Raw genomic sequence first — 15,998 nt, forward strand, 5'->3', positions numbered from 1 at the left:
CAGCACGGGAAGTCGCTGAGTTTGTCGGACGGTGGGGGTTCTTCGACCCGAGCCCGTTGGTTCTGCGCAACGACTGGAGTACTACGGGTTTAGGTAGCTTCGACACGCATGGGCGAAATCTGGGAAAGACTCTTCACGATCTCTCGAATTCGTCTCCAGACGTCTTTGAGAAAATCGTATCTGCGACGCGTTCGATCGTAGGCCTCCCCGCCAGGATCGAAATCAGGCAGTTCGAAGACCGCTTCTATTTCACACAAGATGAACCAGGACTCATGTCTCCAGTGAACCAGTGGAGCATATCCAGTGGCACACTGCGTATCCTGGCACTGATGACTGCGCTTTACGGACAGCCAAGCGGATCTCTAATTGGAATAGAGGAGCCTGAGAACTACGTTCACCCTGCCGCTCTATCCTCTTTGGTCGAGCACTTACTCGACGCGCGGAAGCGAGTCCAGATCATGCTGACCACCCACTCACCACTGCTCCTCGACTTCCTAGACGATCCATCTACGGTAAACATAGTGCGACGTGATGAACAATTGGGAACTGTCATAACTAGAGAGAAGAACCCAGAAGGCGTAAGGAAGGCACTGGACGCTTCGGGCTTTGGTCTCGGGGAATACCACGAAACCAGGGGGTTCGGGGGCTAACCTAAGTGACGAAGCATGTAGTGGTTATCGCCTCAGGCGAGACAGAGCGGCGTGCGCTGCCACATCTCTTGGCACACTTCCGAGATCGGGACATTGACGTAACCGTTCGCATACCACCCGGGAACAGACCACTCAGGGTTTCTGTAGCCTATTCGCTGATACAGTCCTTGTTATATGATTTCGACGGTTTCCCGCCAGACAAGTATGTAATTCTCGTTGATGCTGACGGACAAGACCCCGACGACATACTTGGCCCGCTCAGAGTCGAGCTATCGAATCGTCTCGGTAGTGGATTCGGTCCAAGTGTTCAATACGCATACGCGCAGTGGCATCTTGAATCGTGGTATTTCGCCGATGCTGCAAACCTGAGAGATTACATCGGAAGAGCCTTGGGGAGCGTCGATGCTTCAAGTCCCGACGAGATTCAAAACCCAAAGCTTCATCTGAAACATCTGTTGGGTGACAACTTCTACACCGCTCTGATCTCCGAAGAGATCGCGCAGAGTCTGAACGCTCAAACCATCAGTTCGCGTAGTCCAAGCTTCAACCGATTCCTGCAAGAGGTCGAGAACGGCCCATCACCAGTCTCGCTGGAGTAATGGGCACTACGATCTACGAAAATATATCCGCCACTGACATACTCCACCCCTCCACCACAGCGCCGCCGGACAGCGTGTCCGCTTCAGTCAACGTATTCGTGCCTTCAGACGAATGCACCTGGACCGTGCTATTGCGCGGGTTCACCACAATCACCAGACTGGCGCCTGCTTCAAGCCATTCGCCTACCTTAACGTCGACATCGGTGTAGCGGTCGTTAGGAGATACGACTTCAACCACTAGGTCCGGCGCGCCAGAAAAGAAAACGAACGGACGCTCGGCAGCATCTATGCGCTCCTGTCTCACGAAGCCGACGTCCGGGATGCGTACATGGTCAGGGTCTGTTCCCAGCAAGAACCCCGGCTCTGTGAGGGGTACTTCGCCGAGTCGGTTGCTCCTGACGTATGGGAGCAGCGTTTCTACGATACGGCTTGCGTACACTCCATGGTCAAAGCTCGCAGCCGCCACCTTTCTCGGTTCTCCCCTGATCAGTTCATACCGATGGCCATCATCGGGTATCCTCACGAATTCTTCGGCTGTCATCAGTTTCCCAGTGGTCGCCATCTCACACCTCTACCACCTTTAGTATATGTCAGCTATCGACATGTCAGTCCAGTGGAGCGGTTTGGGAAGGCCGATAGCGGGAGCATGAAGCCTATGCCACGATCCCCTCGCCGCGCAGCTTCTCGATATCGTCGGGTGAGCAGCCGAGGTCGGTCAGCACCTCGTTGGTGTGCTGGCCGAGGGCTGGGGCGGGTCGCTGGAACTGGCCCGGCGTTTCGGAGAGCTTGATCGGTATGCCGATGTTCTTGACGCGGCCAGCGACGGGGTGGTCGGTCTCGACCATCATCTCCCGCGCCTGCACCTGCGGGTCGGAATATACCTCGTCGAGGTCGTAAATCGGGCCTGCTGGGACCCCGGCATTTGCCAGCTTTTCCAGCCAGTGGTCCGACGACTGCTGGGAGAAGATCGCGTCGAGCGTGGACACCAGCTCGTCGATGTTGACCATGCGGTCTCTGGGTTCGACGAAACGAGGATCGGTCACAAGCTCGTCGCAGCCGATGGCGACGCAGAGGCGCTCCCAGTTAGCCTGGTTCGCCGCGCCGATGTTGACGTACCCGTCCGATGTCTCGAACGCCTGGTACGGAGCCGTCAAGCGGTGCGCGCTGCCCTTGGGCTCGGGGACCTCGCCGGTGGCGAAGTACATCGCCGACTCCCAGAATGTGTAGGCGATACCGCCCTCCAGCAGCGACGTGTCCACGTGCTGCCCCTGCCCTGTCCTGAGGCGGTTGATGTACGCAGCCAATATGCCGATCGCGCCGAACATGCCAGCGTTGAGGTCGCAGATCGGGACGCCGACCTTGGCCGGTGGGCCGTCAGCGTGGCCGGTAACGCTCATCAGACCGCTCATGCCCTGTGTGACGAGATCGAAGCCGCCGCGCTGCGCGTAGGGCCCGGTCGCGCCGAAGCCCGAGATGGTGCAGTACACGATTGCCGGGTTGATCTCGCGCACCTGCTCGTAGCCAAGTCCCATCCGGTCAAGCGAGCCCGGCCTGAAGTTCTGCACCAGGACGTCCGACTCTCGTGCCATTCGCTGCGCTAGCTCGCGTCCGGAATCGGACCTGAGGTCGATCACGATGCTGCGCTTGTTTCGGTTGATGCCGAGGAAAGCCGCGGACTCGCCCTCGATGAACGGCGGGCCCATGCGTCGGGTGTCGTCTCCGCCGTTAGGCTTCTCGACCTTCACGACGTCGGCGCCCATGTCGGCGAGCATCATCGTGCAGTACGGCCCAGCCATAATCTGCGTAAGGTCGAGCACCTTCACACCCTGAAGTGGCAGCGTCTGGGTCATGGCTACCGTCCCTTGAACATAGGTGTCCGCCGTTCGACGAACGCTGCGCGGCCTTCGTGGAAGTCCTCGCTGTCGAAGTTGGTGAACGGCAGGTGTTCTTCTTCCTCGGTCAGGAACTCCACGGCGGGGTTGTCGAGGACGGTCTGCAGAATCTGCTTGTGCCTCGCCTGCGACAGCGGCGCGAGCGGCGCCATCTCCTTGGCGAGTCCGTAGGCGACCTCGGAGACTTCCTCGGTCGGTACGACCTGCGTTATCAGGCCGATGCGATGAGCCTCCTGAGCGTCGATGAGCCGCGCCGACAGCAGGATGTACGAGGCGTTGCCAGGGCCGACGAGCCTGACGAGCCGGCGCATCTCGTTGTAGCCGACCAGTATGCCCAATCGCGCCACGGGGATACCGAACCGGCTGTTGTCGGCTGCGATTCGGATGTCGGTAGCCGTCGACAGCTCGCATCCGCCGCCTACGCAGAAGCCCCTGATGAGCGAGATCGTGGGCTTGGAGATGGCCTCGACTGCATCCATCGCGCCGTCGAACGCTTCAGAGTAGACCTTGGCCATCGTCGAGTTGTTGCGGTACGACTCGAAGTCCTTGATGTCGGCACCTGCCGAGAACGCCGCATCGCCCGCGCCGGTGAAGACGACCACTTTGACGTCGGAGTCGTGCTCAAGCTCGACGGCGACGCGTCGCAACTCCAGCCACCCATGATAGCTAATGGCGTTGCGCTGGTCGGGGCGGTTGAACGTGACGGTCGCAATACCGTCACCAGTAGATAAGAGGATGTCTTCTGTCATGTATGTTTGTTTCTCCGCTCTTGTTCGTGATTCACGCCAGCTCTGGGAGCCAGCCCCAGGGGTGGGGGCCCCACTCGGATATGAAGACCTCGCCGGACTTGACGGTTAGCACCGGGGTCAGCGCCTTGTCTCCGGTGATGGTCCCGCCCTCGGTGTCGTGGAACTGCCAGTTGCCGGTGTGCTCTTCAAGCACGCTGATGTCCGCCTCTCGTCCGACAGCGAGACTGCCCAGACTACCGTCCATGTCGAGCGCGCTCGCCGGGTTGACGGTCGCCATGCGGATCACGTCATGCAGGCTGAAGCCGAGCGCCATGAACCTGGACAACATCTCGGTCAGGCTGTGAACCGTGTTCAGTCGTCCGGGGATGGTGAGGTCTGTGCTAATGGATCGCGGCACGACGCCCTGCTCAAGCGCGGACCTGGCGACGTCGAAGCTGAAGTTCTGCCGTCCATGAGCGGTGTCGAGGAACACCCCGCGCTCCTGGGCCTCCAGGATCTCGGGAACGACCTTGCCGTCGTCGTCGAGGATGCGGCCCGCATTGCCGGTGAACAGGTGCGTGATGATGTCGCCCTCTTCCAGCAGCGGGAGCAGGTCGCGCGTGATCGTCGGGCCGTCGGTGACGCCGCGGTCGCCGATGTGGACCATCAGCCGCACGCCACCCTCGTTCGCAGCCTGCTTGGCGAGTCGCACCATATCGACGCCGAGGATCGGCACCGCGGGTCCGACGGCGCGGACCTTCACGCCCTGGATCAGCGGCTTATTCGCCTGGATGACACGGACGGTCTCTTCGACGTCTATGTCGTCGCGATCGGCGATCTCGGGCTGGAAGTTGAGTCCGGCCCTGGAGATATGCAGCATGCACACGATGCGCGTCTTGACCTTCGGAACGACATGCTCCGGGAAGCCGCCGAACGTGTAGCAGCCCGCGCTGCCGGCGTCGACGACCGTGGTAACGCCCGCGTAGACGCCGGCGAGATCGGGGGCCACGCCGGTCTGGTTCACGCCATGGTAGACGTGTGTGTGGAGGTCGATCATGCCTGGGACGACGAGCTTGCCGTCGACCTTGACGACGCGGGTGTCGGGACCGGGTCTGATGTTAGAGGACACCTGGGATATGGCACCGTCATGGACTGCCACATCCAACTGGTCATCGATACCCTGTGACGGGTCGATGACCCTGCCACCCTTGAGCAGAAGATCAGTCATTTGGTCACACCTCCATCAGCTTAAAGCCCGCCAGGGCGCGCCCCGGCCTCCGCCGGACAGGCTCTACACCCGTAGAGCCGATAGTACATCAGCGTCAGAAACAGGCGCAATCGGGGGGTGTTAGAATCGGCGACAGCAAAGACTCTGAGGTGAACTATGAGACTTGAAGGCAAGGTTGCGATCATCACGGGCGGCGCGAACGGCATGGGCGCTGAGGAGTGCAGGATATTCGCACGCGAGGGCGCGAAGGTCGTCATCGCCGACATCGTCGAAGACGAGGGCCGCAAGCTGGAGGCGGAGATAGCCGAGTCGGGCGGCGATGCGGTGTTCATGAAGCTCGACGTCACGAGCGAGTCCAACTGGGCTGAGGCCGTCGAGGCGACGGTTGCCCGCTACGGCAGTCTGGACATCCTCGTGAACAACGCAGGCATCAGCGGCACGCACGACGATGACACTATGAGCACCGAGGCTTGGGAGAGGTTCATGGACATCAATGCCAAGGGCGTGTTCCTCGGCATGAAGAGCGTGATTCCTCAGATGCAGGAGGCCGGCGGCGCCATCGTCAACATATCGTCCATCAGCGGCATCGTGGGACAGAGCGGCAACCACATGGGTTACAACGCGTCGAAGGGCGCCGTGCGGATCGTAACGAAGTCCGCGGCGGTCCAGTACGCACAGGACGGAATCAGGGTCAACTCCGTGCATCCGGGAACAATGCCGCCGATGCGCTCATCCGCCGCAGCGAGGAACCAGGAGGTCTTAAGCGGCACCCTGGACTCAGTGCCGATGGGCCGCAGGGGCCGCGTCGAGGAGGTCGGCAACGCAGTGCTGTTCCTGGCCTCCGACGAGGCGTCGTACATTACGGGAGCAGAGCTGGTTGTGGATGGGGGCCTGACGGCGGTGTGAGGGGGAGTACAGGCGGGGTGTGTGCTGGAGGACAGGCTGGTTCTTCCGACACGGTTATCGGAAGTCAATCCAACCTGCAAGGTTGTAGCTACTCTTCAGACAGTCTCAGGAGCAACGGTGACGCCTCAATTCAGTCGAGGCGGACACTTGGCGGTGGGGCAGCACGCCTGTTTGACTACTCTTCTTGTCCAGTAATGTTCTGACCGAATAGACCCACGAGCAGCGTCACAACGCCGATCACGATTATCAGATCGTCCACCCTCTACGAGAGCGGACTGAAAGCTATCGCCCAACAGGTCCGTGTTGCCTGTCAGGAATCCGCTAATCGCGATAATGATCACCCCCGCAACGGTCAGCATCCAGCCCAATCTCGTCAATCTTGCCCATCTACCGTCCATAATCTACACCTCCTCTGGCCAGATTGTTAAAGTGCCTGTTTCAGACCCACGCCTGAAAGCGAAATGTAGCTCTAAGCGTAGAGCCGCAAGGAAAGGCAGGCTGCCCCTGAGTATGCTATTTGAGGGGCTGGGGGCTGTCAACGTAGCTTTGGGGGTGGCGATGCACCGGTCTTCGCGGCGGGTCTGTAGCCGTGGGACAGGATCAGGGGCAACCACGTGCACGCTGGAATCAGTGCCGATGGGCCGCAGGGGTCGAGTTTATGTCATCTAGGGTGTGACTTACCTTTGCAAGAGCCGCGCCCCGATCTGCCTTGACACCATATCCTTGCCATAACAGAATGGGCATACGTGGGAGATGCAGGGAATCCATGATGGCTTGGCTCCCTGTCACCCGCTAAACGACCCTGGCAAGAGAGTGGTAGAGCTTAGGGCTCCCCTAAGGGGACCTGTAGCAACTCCTGTCGGGGTCTCGGTTATTCTATTGGCCGGAATTTTCGAGCGTCAACGTAAACTGGGTTCAAATAAAAGCCCATAAGAAAATCTGCTGTAGTCTCAAACATTCGCCGTCGTTCCCGATGAACACATCGCTGGTTCGTCAGTTGAGCCTTGCGACATTTCCTCCGAAGGACAGTCCCAACTCAAGGTTAGGTTGCCCTCATTGATAGCGTCAGCCAAATAGGACGAGAGACCCCACTATGCCCCTCAGAGCTTTCCTGCGTCGGCGCGTAGGTCTATAAGGTCGAAAATCCCCCTCCACCCGTAGGATACCTCCACGAGGTCGATCCCACCGATGGTGACAATCTTCCTGCCGACTCGCTCACCTCCCAGTGACTCGTAGAATCGGCAGGCGGGACGATTGTCCTCCAGCACCCACAGCAGCATCGAGTTGAACCCGTCGGACAGCAATCTCCGCGTCACAGACGAGAAGAGGCGACGTCCAAGGCCCATGTGCTGATACGCTTCGAGTAAGTAGATGGCGTAGAGTTCGCCCCGGTAGGTGATGTCGCCCTCACGCTCAGGACCTGAGTTTGCGAAGCCGACAGTGTCGCCGCCTTGAGTTTCAGCAACGAAGTAGCTCGTTCCGGGTCGATCAGTCGTGAGCGCCTCTTTCCATAGCGACTCCCTACTTTGGTATGAAAGCCCAGCCAGGTACTCTGCTGGAACTATGCCGTCATAGGTAGACCGCCAGGAGTCAACGTGAACCCTCGCTATGGAAGCGACGTCTTCCGGGGTGGCCGCTCTTATCTGTATCCTCATTCTGTCTCGCAGAGAATTGCCTGCTTTCTCGAGGTGAGACAGGCAGTTCAGTACATCCTAAAGAAGTCTCATCTACACGAAGAGAGCAAATGTCCGACCACCGGAACTATTCGGTGTTCAGGCTGACGACTCCTGTCTTACCGTCATATGCCATCGTAAACGACTTCAGGATGTCTCTGCCGACGAGAGCACGATACGGCTGACCACCCTCGGCAAGCTGGATCCCAGGAAAGTCGCCTACGACCGACAGGTTCAATTCCTGTATCGAAATCCGAGCCCGGTAGACATCCACCACGCCGCTGCCAAGTATCCCGGCAACCTGTTGCCGCACTCCCTCTACAGTTGGCAGTCCCAACTCCTCGGCAAGGGTGGCATCAATGCAACTTACCCGCGACCCAGTGTCTATCAACGCGGGATAACGGTCGGACACCCCTTCGCCAACGGATTGAGAACCTGGGTCCATTTAAATAGCGACGTGCAACGTGGGCCCATATAGCTCCAGGACCTCGCTTGAAGACAGCCCCGGAATCACCAGTTCGAGTCTAATCGTCGGCATCGCCCGCGGTTACGTTCCGTGTCGCTCTGCCAAAGGCGATGTTCGACGACTACTCGACAACGGAATGCGCAGATACAAATAAAGGGATGTCTCCCGTGTGTTCGTCCACTTGCGACATCTCCCCAAACATCGGACGTATGACGGTAGGACGATCATCTACTCTCGAGGCTACTGCCGGTACTCTGCCGAACTGCCTTGTCGCAGCAGCCAGAGCGTCTTCGCGACTCTCGTACACGCCCACGCACTCGTCGTTCTGCATCACGACCCACCTGTGTGACCGCTCAGAATCATCCCCTTTCGTAGCTAAGTCGAAAGCGCTTGAATCCCTGTTTGAAGTAACCACGACTGATCCTCACCCTTGCACTGGCCTTTAAACCACTCCGTCTACTGTGGCAGGTGCCTAGCACGCCTGATTTTAACATGGGCAGCCATCCGGAGACGCGCCATGTCCTCACGGCGCGACCCTCACGGGCACTCGAACCGGGTCAGGATGAGCTCCATCAGGGCGCTGTCTTCCAGCACTTCGGCGAAGCGTTCTCGGCTTTCGTCTGTGCGGTAATCGGGGGCGGGCGATTCTAGAACCGAACCGTCCCGGTTCAGGTACAGATACGAGTAGGGCGGAACGAGATGAGTCAGGATGATCGGCGCCACCCAGGAGGCGGGAGGGACCGGCGGGCAGTGAGGCACGTGCCACACTTGGATATCTCCATCCACTACCCGCGTGTTGCTGCCGAAGTCCGTTGGAGTCTGGAGTCTTCTCTCTTCGAGGGTGGGAGTTGGTGGAGGCGGTGGCGGTCTCCTGACTGGGGCCGCGACTTCAGTAGCGACCGCCGTGGGTGCAGGCGCGGGTGGCGCAGGTGGCATCGGTGTGGGAGGGACATACTCCTCTGCGCACGCGACTACCGCCAACAGCATGAGGGCTGCGCTCAGCAGAATGGCCGTCACAAAAACCGAATTCGAGTCCATGGCTTACCTCCGAATGTTATCTCGTCTTCGAAGGTAAAGACGAACGGCGACGCCGCCTTGTTCCATCGACAGGCTTGGACGCTAGTCCGGCCTTCCCTGTTGGACGGATTTGATCCAGGCCAGCGCTCTGTGTGCGTGTCGCCACATGGATAGCTCGTTGTGATAGGCGTCCCGGATCACGCCCTCCGTGTCTATGACGTAGGTTGACCTGGACGTGCCCAGCCCGAACCTCCGCCTCACGTCGAACAGCCGAGCCACGTTTCCCCTGCGGTCGCTGACCAGTGGAAACGTAACACCCTGGGCCTCTCTGAACCTCGTCAGGCGTTCCAGCCTGTCAGTGCTGAGGCCAACTGTCACGGTGTTCGTTGACTCGAACTCTCTCTGGAGTTCTACAAACTCCCTCGTCTCCAGGTTTCAACCCCGGGTGAAAGCCCTGAGGAAGAAGTAGAGGACGACGTTCGAGCCCCACAAGTCCGATAGTGTGAATTCGCCCCCAGTCACCTGGGAGGCAGTGAAGTCAGGTGCTGCAGTTCCAACTTCCAGCATGAGATCCCTCTTATGTCATTCGAGGCTGCCGGTCGTTAACCGGCTATGGCTTATGGCCCAATTCTGTACCATTTCCCGAATAAGTTCAAAGGGTGGGTGGGTGGGGGAAGCAGACTGCTTAAGATCCGAAAGCCCCTAAGGGCTGCCATGTGATCATCGCCTGGCGGTGTGGCGCTACGCCGCGGACGGTGATTCCCTCAGGGATGTCTTCCAGCAGCTCTTCCATCGCGACCTGCAGCCGCTCGTCCTCCTCCGTGCCTTCCTCCACGGACAGGCGCCGCCGCATATACTCCGACACAGAGTCTCGGTCCGTTTCCAGCACGGGGGTCACGGGGCTGAACATGGAGACATCTGGAAATATCTCCATCTCCCAGAGTAGAGCCAGGAGCTTCGGGAGCCCAGGCAGGGGTGTCCGCGCCGCGCCGAATACTCGCTCATGGAATGGCCTGTCGACAGCCCCCGGAGTCTGCATCATCTCCAGTACCACCACCCGGTCCCTGGTGTGCTCCTGCATCTTCTCCACGAAGGACACGGCCTCGAGCTGGTGATGAAGCACCAGCGAGCACAGCACGAGGTCTGCTGGCGGCACATCGGCGTCTTCCCACCCCTCGTTGATGACCGTGATGTTGGTCAGCCCGGCCTCCGCAATGCGGGTCTTCAGCAACTCCACAGAGTCCTCGGACGGATCGACAACCGTCACACGCCTGGCGCGCGTTGCCAGCGGCAGGGCCAGTCGACCCGCCCCTCCGCCGACGTCCAGGACCTCTGTGTCCTTCCCAACGAGCTCGAACAGTCCGTTGACCACAGGGTCGTCGGTCCGATACGGGTCCAGGGGCCTGGAGGCGTACACAGGACGGCCGTGGCCATGTCCGTGCCCGCTTCCGCGCCGCGCCTCCATCTCACGGTCAAACTTCAGTATCTGCTCACGCCAGGACTCAATCGCTGATTTCATTGTTTTCACCTCTAATAAGCTTCAATCGGGTTAACGGGGAATCCTTCGCGTTACTTCGTCGTTCCGGCGAAAGCCGGAATCCAGTGGCCGGGGGTGTCCTTCGACAAGCTCAGAGCCTGCGCCGGACTTGATCCGGTGACGAACGAATTATTGGTTTACCTACCCCTCTCAGCCCTTAGGGAGAGGGGGTTTTCTGTTAGGCGCGCAGCTGGGTGCGAAGCATGAGGCTCTGTCCCAGCAGGGTCACACTCAGGGCCGTTACAAAGATGGCCGCTCCGGGTATCAGAGTAAGCGACGGCACGCGGCGCATGTACGGCTGGGCCTCTGCCAGCATCGCACCCCAGTCGGGGGTCGGTGGCTGGGCGCCCACTCCAAGGTACGAGAGACCGGCGATCGCTATCAGCATCTGTCCGAACCTGAGAAATCCCATCGCTAGTATAGGCCCCATGATATTTGGGAGCACGTGCCGTCGAAGTGTGAAGGCGGGCGTGGATCCCAGTGCAGTCGCCGCTTCCATGAATTCGCGGGTGTTGACCTCCAGCGTAATCGCCCTCGCGAGACGGGCGTAGGGCGTCCAGGCAAATATGGTCACCGCGAGGACGATGGTCGCAAAGCTTGGCTTGAGAAGCGACGCGAGCGCAAACGCCACGACGAGCTCCGGAAAGACGAGTACCACGTCCACCACGCGCATGACCACTTCGTCCACAAGACCGCCCGCCCTGCCTGACATGGCCCCGACCAGTGTGCCGAATATGCCTGAGATCAGTACCGAGACCGTGGTTATGGTCAGCGAGAACCGGCTCCCCATGAGCAGGCGCGACAGCACGTCTCTGCCGAGGTGGTCCGTCCCAAGCAGGTGCTCCGCACTCGGAAGATCAAGCCTGTCGGAGAGGACCTGCTCGTTCGCCGGGTACGCAATCAGGCTTGGCGCGAAGAGCGCAACTAAGCTAATGATGCCCAGGATCGCCAGGGGCAGGAGCACCGACAAGGACCTGCGACGTATCCTCAGGGTGGTCAGCGGCCCCGTCACCGCCTTCAAAGGTGTTCTCTCGAATATCCTCACACGCATGAGCTTCACTATCGACCAGCGCCCTGGAGCCGTATAGCCGGATTCAGCACGACGTAGATGACGTCCGTGGCGGTATTGATCACGACTGCAAATACGACAATCATCATCAGGCTCGCCTGTATGAGCGGAAGGTCGCTGGCGTTGATGGCGTCGAACAGCACCCTGCCGATTCCGGGCACCGAGAAGATGACCTCCACGATCAGCGCTCCACCGATCAGGCCCGCCAGCCACATGCTGGAGACCGTAACGACCGGAATCAGCGCGTTCCTAAGGGCGTGTCTCCGCACCAGCACGCCCTCTCCCAGCCCCTTCGCCCTTGCTGTCCGCATGTACTCCATGGAAAGAGCTTCAAGCATGGACGCGCGTACGACGTGGGCGAAGAAGGCGGTCGGGGCAGCGGCGAGTGTGAGGGCCGGCAGGACAAGATACTCGGGTCCTCGCCAGCCTGCAGACGGGAGCCAGCCAAGTTGCACGCCAAACACCAGTATCAGCGCGGGTCCCAGAAGGTACGACGGCACCACCACACCCGTCTGTGAGACCACGGAAACGAGCGTATCCAGGAGTGTCCCGGGTTTCATGGCTGCCACTATCCCAACGGGCAGCGCGATTCCGAGTGAAATGGCGAGAGTAACGACGCTCAGTACGGCAGAGACCTTCAGTCCATCGAACACCCTCTCGCTGACGGGTACTCGCCCCATGAACGACCGTCCCATATCGCCCTGGGCGACCCTCCAGAGCCAGCCCGCGTACTGGACCAGGAGTGGGCGTTCAAGACCAAGCTCGCTCTTCAGGCGCTCAACCGCCTCAGGGGTTGGCTGTCTGTCCAGCACCTGCGCCTGCAGCACCGCCGTCGCCGGGTCGATCCCGCTTATCAGGGGCGTCAGAAAGATCAGGAACGAAACGACCGCCACGATGAGGGGAAGGAGAAGCAGCCGACGCAGGATCAGCCTGTACACGGTTCTCCCTTCCCCTTCATCTGAGGCTGCTCTCTACTGCGAGATATCAAGCTGAGGTGTCATCATGTAGTACTCAAGAAGGTGCGGCTGCCAGTTGAGCACGTGGTTGCCGTACGCGAAGACCTGGTCGGTGTAGTTGATGAAGACGGTGGCCGCCTCTTCGTGGAGTATGTTCTGTATCTCACGATAGATTTCATACCTGGCCTGGGAGTCGCTCAGCGGTCGCGCCTGTTCGAGCAGCGCGTCCACCTCAGCATTGCAGTAGTTGCTGTAGTTGCTGACGTCCATGGACTCACAGGAGTAGTCTGCTGTGAAGAATCCCTCAGGGTCGTACGCGTCGATGAGGTGTCCCCTGGAAACCAGGAACATATCGAAGTTGCCTGCGAACACGTCGTCCACCAGCGCGCCGTACGGTGCAAGCCTGATCTCCGCGTTGAATCCCGCCTCGTTAAGCATCTCGTGAATGGCTACGGACATCGCCGGGAACTCCGCGCGGCTGGGATACGTCCAGATGGACACTTTGAGCTCGCCCTCATCGTATCCGGCCTCGGCAAGCAGCTCCTTGGAGGCTTGCGGGTCGAACTCGTAGGGGGCCAGACCGGAGTTCACCCACGCCTCCGCCGGAGCAAACGGGCCGACGGCGGGCTCACCAACGCCCTCGAGCACCGAGTCCACGATGGCCTGCCGGTCAACCGCGTGCTGCGCAGCCTTTCGGATATTTACGTCTGAGAACGGACCCTTCCTGTTGTTTATGTACAGCGTGACGGTCCGTGGCTGCTGGTCCCTGTGAACGACGAACTCACCGCTATCCTCGAAGAGAGGGAGCTGTGAGACCGGGAGGTGACGCACGAAGTCGGCCTCGCCCGTTTCCAGCATCGCGGATCTCACCAGTCCATCGGAGACATACAGGACCTCTCCAGCGTCGATGGCCGCTACTCCATCCCAGTAGTCCTCGTTCCTGGCGACGGCGAGACTCTTGATTGAGATCTTGTCTTCTACTACGAATGGCCCCGTACCCGCGCTGACGGGACTAGGAGGGCCGTCGCCGCGGCTCTCGTACGCTCCATCGGCGAGAATCGCCGTGGTCGGACCGGCCAGCCTGGTGGGTAGCAGCACGTCAAGGGCGCCGCTCCTGATGACCACCTTATGAGACTCCACCGCCTCAACGCTCTCCAGCGTGTCCGAAGTGAATCCCCTGGGAGGATTCGGGACGCCGTGCAGGTAGCTCAGCGCCTCTACGACCGACTCGCCGTTGAAAGGCGCACCGTCATGGAAGCTCACGTCTTCACGAAGCTCGAACTCCCACGCACTGTCGTCCCGCAGGCTCCAGGACTCCGCCAGGTACGGCTTCACCTGCCCGTCGAAGTCGATCCTGATCAACGTTTCGGTTACGCCTGCCCTCGACAGAAGGAAAGAGTCGTCCGTCTCGATGGCGCCATTGTTCGACGGCGCGAACGGAGCGGCTACTGTGAACTTGGTCGGCCCGGACTCACTCATGGGAGCCGCCGCCTGGGTAACAGCTGTCGGAGTAGCCACCGCGGGAGCGGCTGCCGGCGCGGCGGGGGCCGCAGCGGGCTGATGGGTCGCGACCGCAGCTGCCGGCTGGGACGCCGACGTAGCAGGTTCGGTTTCGGTCTCGCCGCAGGCTGCGACAATCAGGAAGAGTGACGCTATTGCAATGCACGGGGCGATTACCCTGTGCATCATCGTCGTGTTCATCGTCTTTCGATTCCTTTCCATAACATGATATACACTCTCAATATGGTCTCACTGGAGAGGGTACGGAGAACCTCACTCGCAGTAAGAGGGGCGGAGATTGCTCGTGCTATCGCCACCAAAGAGGCAATAGTACTCTGTGAAGCTAAGCCTCTAACTAGGGCAATCCACGAATAGCCCCACAACTGGTCCATACTAGACCCGTGTGCAGGATGTTCAGCAGTCTCAAAGACCATCAGTCAGACTCACCTCTGGCTAACCGTAGTGATACTAACTATCATAGAATGCTCGCCGAGGATTGTACTTGAATCGAGTAATGGCAATCAAGCACCCATCTGAAGGCGAACCTGTCCCAGATTAGTAGGCACCCAAGTTGGAGCGCGGGCATCTTGCCCGCATCAGTTCGCCCTGAGCTTGTCGAAGGGAGCTTGTCGAAGGACGGTTGCCCTTGTGTCCGCCTACTAATCGGGGACAGGCTGACCTAGGACCGTCGCCGTTCAGACAACGACGGCAGTCAACAGGGCCTGGTGGCCCCTGATGGCGCAGGTAGAGTCCGGCTTAGCAGTGACTCTCTGGAGCTGCAGGCTACCCCTGCGGGCGGATCAGGCAGAACTCGTTGCCGTCCGGGTCGGCGACTACGGCGAGTCCCTCATCCGGTTCGATGAAGTCCCTGAGCACCCTTCCCCCGATGGCCTCTACTCTCACCATCGCAGCCGCCACGTTCGGCACCGTCACGTCCATGTGTACCCGGGTCTTGCTGATCTTCTCATCGGGGACCCTCTGGAGATAGAGGCCCACGCCGCTGGGCAGCGGCTTGAAGCCGACATACTGTTCGAACGCCCAGTCCCGCTCGACGCCCAGCAGCACCGAGTAGAACGCCTCCGCTCGCTCGAGATCGGCAACGTCTATGCCGACGTTAGTCAGCGTTCCAATCGGCCCGGATTGTTCGGTCATCGTGTCATCTCCCATGTTCGTGTGTATGTAGCATCTACATGGTAGTTGATGTGACCGCAGCAGGCAGATGATGACGCTTAGCCTTTCCTCGTAAGTGCAAGGCAGCATGGCTTGGCGCCTACAGGTTCAGGTAGCGGTACTGCCTTCGCACTCATGGTTCAGTCTCAAATATCGTGGAGAAAAGCTGGTAGAGACCTGCAAGGTTCTCCGTATCGGCAGCGTATGCGGCACCGCCAGTGGCGTCTGCCAGGTCCCTGAGAATGTCCAGGTCGTACTCCCCATCTCTTTTGTGTAATCTGGTGTATAATCCTTGTATCTTTTTGCTTGGAGGCCGCACGCAGGCACAGTGGGCTACGCGCCCATCGCCACCAGCGATCCTGCCGATGTGCCCCGCCTCATGGCGGAGGAGAAGCCCCACCTCGTCCTGCCGGGGACCGACGGCATCGAGCTGATGGACAAGGTCCGCAAGGCGGCGGACGTGCCGGTCATCTTCATCTCGGTGTACGGCCAGGACGAGACCGTCGCCAGGGCCTTCGACATGGGAGCGTGATCAACGTCAACTATTCTTGCCGGTTTAGCGCCAACTACTTTTGCCGGTCTGACTCGTTATCTGTCTGACGATTCT

Annotated in this window: 19 protein-coding genes; 4 read left to right on the forward strand and 15 right to left on the reverse strand. The window is 59.9% G+C overall.

The annotated features are described in order from the left end of the window. Positions 1-650: ATP-binding protein (locus tag J4G14_11800; protein ID MCE2458479.1), on the forward strand; the 650-nt coding region annotated here is incomplete at its 5' end. 5 nt (positions 651-655) lie between these two features. After that, positions 656-1,249, forward strand: coding sequence for a DUF4276 family protein (locus tag J4G14_11805; GenBank protein ID MCE2458480.1), 594 nt, complete (start codon positions 656-658; stop codon positions 1,247-1,249). A 13-nt stretch (positions 1,250-1,262) separates the two neighbouring features. On the opposite strand, the gene J4G14_11810 is transcribed toward J4G14_11805, so the two are convergent. The 4 genes from J4G14_11810 to J4G14_11825 all read right to left on the reverse strand — a co-directional run bounded on the left by J4G14_11810 (position 1,263) and on the right by J4G14_11825 (position 5,097). Next, positions 1,263-1,811: a Uma2 family endonuclease gene (locus tag J4G14_11810; GenBank protein ID MCE2458481.1), complete on the reverse strand. Its 549-nt coding sequence runs from the start codon at positions 1,809-1,811 to the stop codon at positions 1,263-1,265. Between the two features lie 91 nt (positions 1,812-1,902). Beyond that, a complete protein-coding gene (locus tag J4G14_11815) occupies positions 1,903-3,099 on the reverse strand; it encodes a CoA transferase (GenBank protein ID MCE2458482.1) in 1,197 nt (398 codons plus the stop codon). Positions 3,100-3,101: 2 nt separating this feature from the next. After that, complete coding sequence (locus J4G14_11820; GenBank protein ID MCE2458483.1) at positions 3,102-3,890, reverse strand: enoyl-CoA hydratase/isomerase family protein; 789 nt, start codon at positions 3,888-3,890, stop codon at positions 3,102-3,104. Positions 3,891-3,921: 31 nt separating this feature from the next. Then, positions 3,922-5,097, reverse strand: coding sequence for an amidohydrolase/deacetylase family metallohydrolase (locus J4G14_11825; GenBank protein ID MCE2458484.1), 1,176 nt, complete (start codon positions 5,095-5,097; stop codon positions 3,922-3,924). 156 nt (positions 5,098-5,253) lie between these two features. On the opposite strand from J4G14_11825, the gene J4G14_11830 reads away from it, so the two are divergent. After that, entirely contained in the window at positions 5,254-6,003 is a 750-nt protein-coding gene (locus J4G14_11830) for a glucose 1-dehydrogenase (protein ID MCE2458485.1), read from the forward strand. A 1,100-nt stretch (positions 6,004-7,103) separates the two neighbouring features. Here the strand turns inward: J4G14_11830 and J4G14_11835 are convergent. The 11 genes from J4G14_11835 to J4G14_11885 all read right to left on the reverse strand — a co-directional run bounded on the left by J4G14_11835 (position 7,104) and on the right by J4G14_11885 (position 15,373). Further along, positions 7,104-7,658: a GNAT family N-acetyltransferase gene (locus J4G14_11835; protein ID MCE2458486.1), complete on the reverse strand. Its 555-nt coding sequence runs from the start codon at positions 7,656-7,658 to the stop codon at positions 7,104-7,106. A gap of 106 nt (positions 7,659-7,764) precedes the next feature. Further along, positions 7,765-8,088: an aspartyl protease family protein gene (locus tag J4G14_11840; protein MCE2458487.1), complete on the reverse strand. Its 324-nt coding sequence runs from the start codon at positions 8,086-8,088 to the stop codon at positions 7,765-7,767. A 175-nt stretch (positions 8,089-8,263) separates the two neighbouring features. Next, positions 8,264-8,473: a hypothetical protein gene (locus J4G14_11845; GenBank protein ID MCE2458488.1), complete on the reverse strand. Its 210-nt coding sequence runs from the start codon at positions 8,471-8,473 to the stop codon at positions 8,264-8,266. A gap of 206 nt (positions 8,474-8,679) precedes the next feature. Next, positions 8,680-9,180, reverse strand: coding sequence for a hypothetical protein (locus tag J4G14_11850; protein ID MCE2458489.1), 501 nt, complete (start codon positions 9,178-9,180; stop codon positions 8,680-8,682). A gap of 81 nt (positions 9,181-9,261) precedes the next feature. Continuing rightward, positions 9,262-9,591: a redoxin domain-containing protein gene (locus J4G14_11855; GenBank protein MCE2458490.1), complete on the reverse strand. Its 330-nt coding sequence runs from the start codon at positions 9,589-9,591 to the stop codon at positions 9,262-9,264. 3 nt (positions 9,592-9,594) lie between these two features. Next, positions 9,595-9,726, reverse strand: coding sequence for a redoxin domain-containing protein (locus J4G14_11860; protein ID MCE2458491.1), 132 nt, complete (start codon positions 9,724-9,726; stop codon positions 9,595-9,597). Positions 9,727-9,844: 118 nt separating this feature from the next. Continuing rightward, positions 9,845-10,678, reverse strand: coding sequence for a class I SAM-dependent methyltransferase (locus J4G14_11865; protein MCE2458492.1), 834 nt, complete (start codon positions 10,676-10,678; stop codon positions 9,845-9,847). Between the two features lie 196 nt (positions 10,679-10,874). Further along, positions 10,875-11,717 (reverse strand): ABC transporter permease, encoded by an 843-nt coding sequence (locus J4G14_11870; GenBank protein ID MCE2458493.1) that lies wholly within the window; start codon positions 11,715-11,717, stop codon positions 10,875-10,877. A gap of 38 nt (positions 11,718-11,755) precedes the next feature. Next, positions 11,756-12,703, reverse strand: coding sequence for an ABC transporter permease (locus J4G14_11875; GenBank protein MCE2458494.1), 948 nt, complete (start codon positions 12,701-12,703; stop codon positions 11,756-11,758). Between the two features lie 33 nt (positions 12,704-12,736). Next, complete coding sequence (locus tag J4G14_11880; protein MCE2458495.1) at positions 12,737-14,422, reverse strand: ABC transporter substrate-binding protein; 1,686 nt, start codon at positions 14,420-14,422, stop codon at positions 12,737-12,739. A gap of 582 nt (positions 14,423-15,004) precedes the next feature. Continuing rightward, on the reverse strand, positions 15,005-15,373 hold the full coding sequence (locus J4G14_11885) for a VOC family protein (GenBank protein ID MCE2458496.1): 369 nt from the start codon (positions 15,371-15,373) through the stop codon (positions 15,005-15,007). A gap of 310 nt (positions 15,374-15,683) precedes the next feature. Between J4G14_11885 and J4G14_11890 the strand changes: the two genes are divergently transcribed. Beyond that, complete coding sequence (locus J4G14_11890) at positions 15,684-15,923, forward strand: response regulator (GenBank protein ID MCE2458497.1); 240 nt, start codon at positions 15,684-15,686, stop codon at positions 15,921-15,923. Positions 15,924-15,998 lie beyond the last annotated feature (75 nt).

The organism is Dehalococcoidia bacterium (assembly GCA_021295915.1).
Taxonomy (GTDB): domain Bacteria; phylum Chloroflexota; class Dehalococcoidia; order Lucifugimonadales; family UBA1123; genus VXRN01.

Excerpts from the sequence above, each read along its gene's own strand:
- J4G14_11810 (MCE2458481.1), bottom strand. The coding sequence starts at position 1,811 with ATGGCGACCACTGGGAAACTGATGACAGCCGAAGAATTCGTGAGGATA.
- J4G14_11815 (MCE2458482.1), bottom strand. The coding sequence starts at position 3,099 with ATGACCCAGACGCTGCCACTTCAGGGTGTGAAGGTGCTCGACCTTACG.
- J4G14_11820 (MCE2458483.1), bottom strand. The coding sequence starts at position 3,890 with ATGACAGAAGACATCCTCTTATCTACTGGTGACGGTATTGCGACCGTC.
- J4G14_11825 (MCE2458484.1), bottom strand. The coding sequence starts at position 5,097 with ATGACTGATCTTCTGCTCAAGGGTGGCAGGGTCATCGACCCGTCACAG.
- J4G14_11830 (MCE2458485.1), top strand. The coding sequence starts at position 5,254 with ATGAGACTTGAAGGCAAGGTTGCGATCATCACGGGCGGCGCGAACGGC.
- J4G14_11835 (MCE2458486.1), bottom strand. The coding sequence starts at position 7,658 with ATGAGGATACAGATAAGAGCGGCCACCCCGGAAGACGTCGCTTCCATA.
- J4G14_11845 (MCE2458488.1), bottom strand. The coding sequence starts at position 8,473 with ATGCAGAACGACGAGTGCGTGGGCGTGTACGAGAGTCGCGAAGACGCT.
- J4G14_11850 (MCE2458489.1), bottom strand. The coding sequence starts at position 9,180 with ATGGACTCGAATTCGGTTTTTGTGACGGCCATTCTGCTGAGCGCAGCC.
- J4G14_11860 (MCE2458491.1), bottom strand. The coding sequence starts at position 9,726 with ATGCTGGAAGTTGGAACTGCAGCACCTGACTTCACTGCCTCCCAGGTG.
- J4G14_11865 (MCE2458492.1), bottom strand. The coding sequence starts at position 10,678 with ATGAAATCAGCGATTGAGTCCTGGCGTGAGCAGATACTGAAGTTTGAC.
- J4G14_11880 (MCE2458495.1), bottom strand. The coding sequence starts at position 14,422 with ATGAACACGACGATGATGCACAGGGTAATCGCCCCGTGCATTGCAATA.
- J4G14_11885 (MCE2458496.1), bottom strand. The coding sequence starts at position 15,373 with ATGACCGAACAATCCGGGCCGATTGGAACGCTGACTAACGTCGGCATA.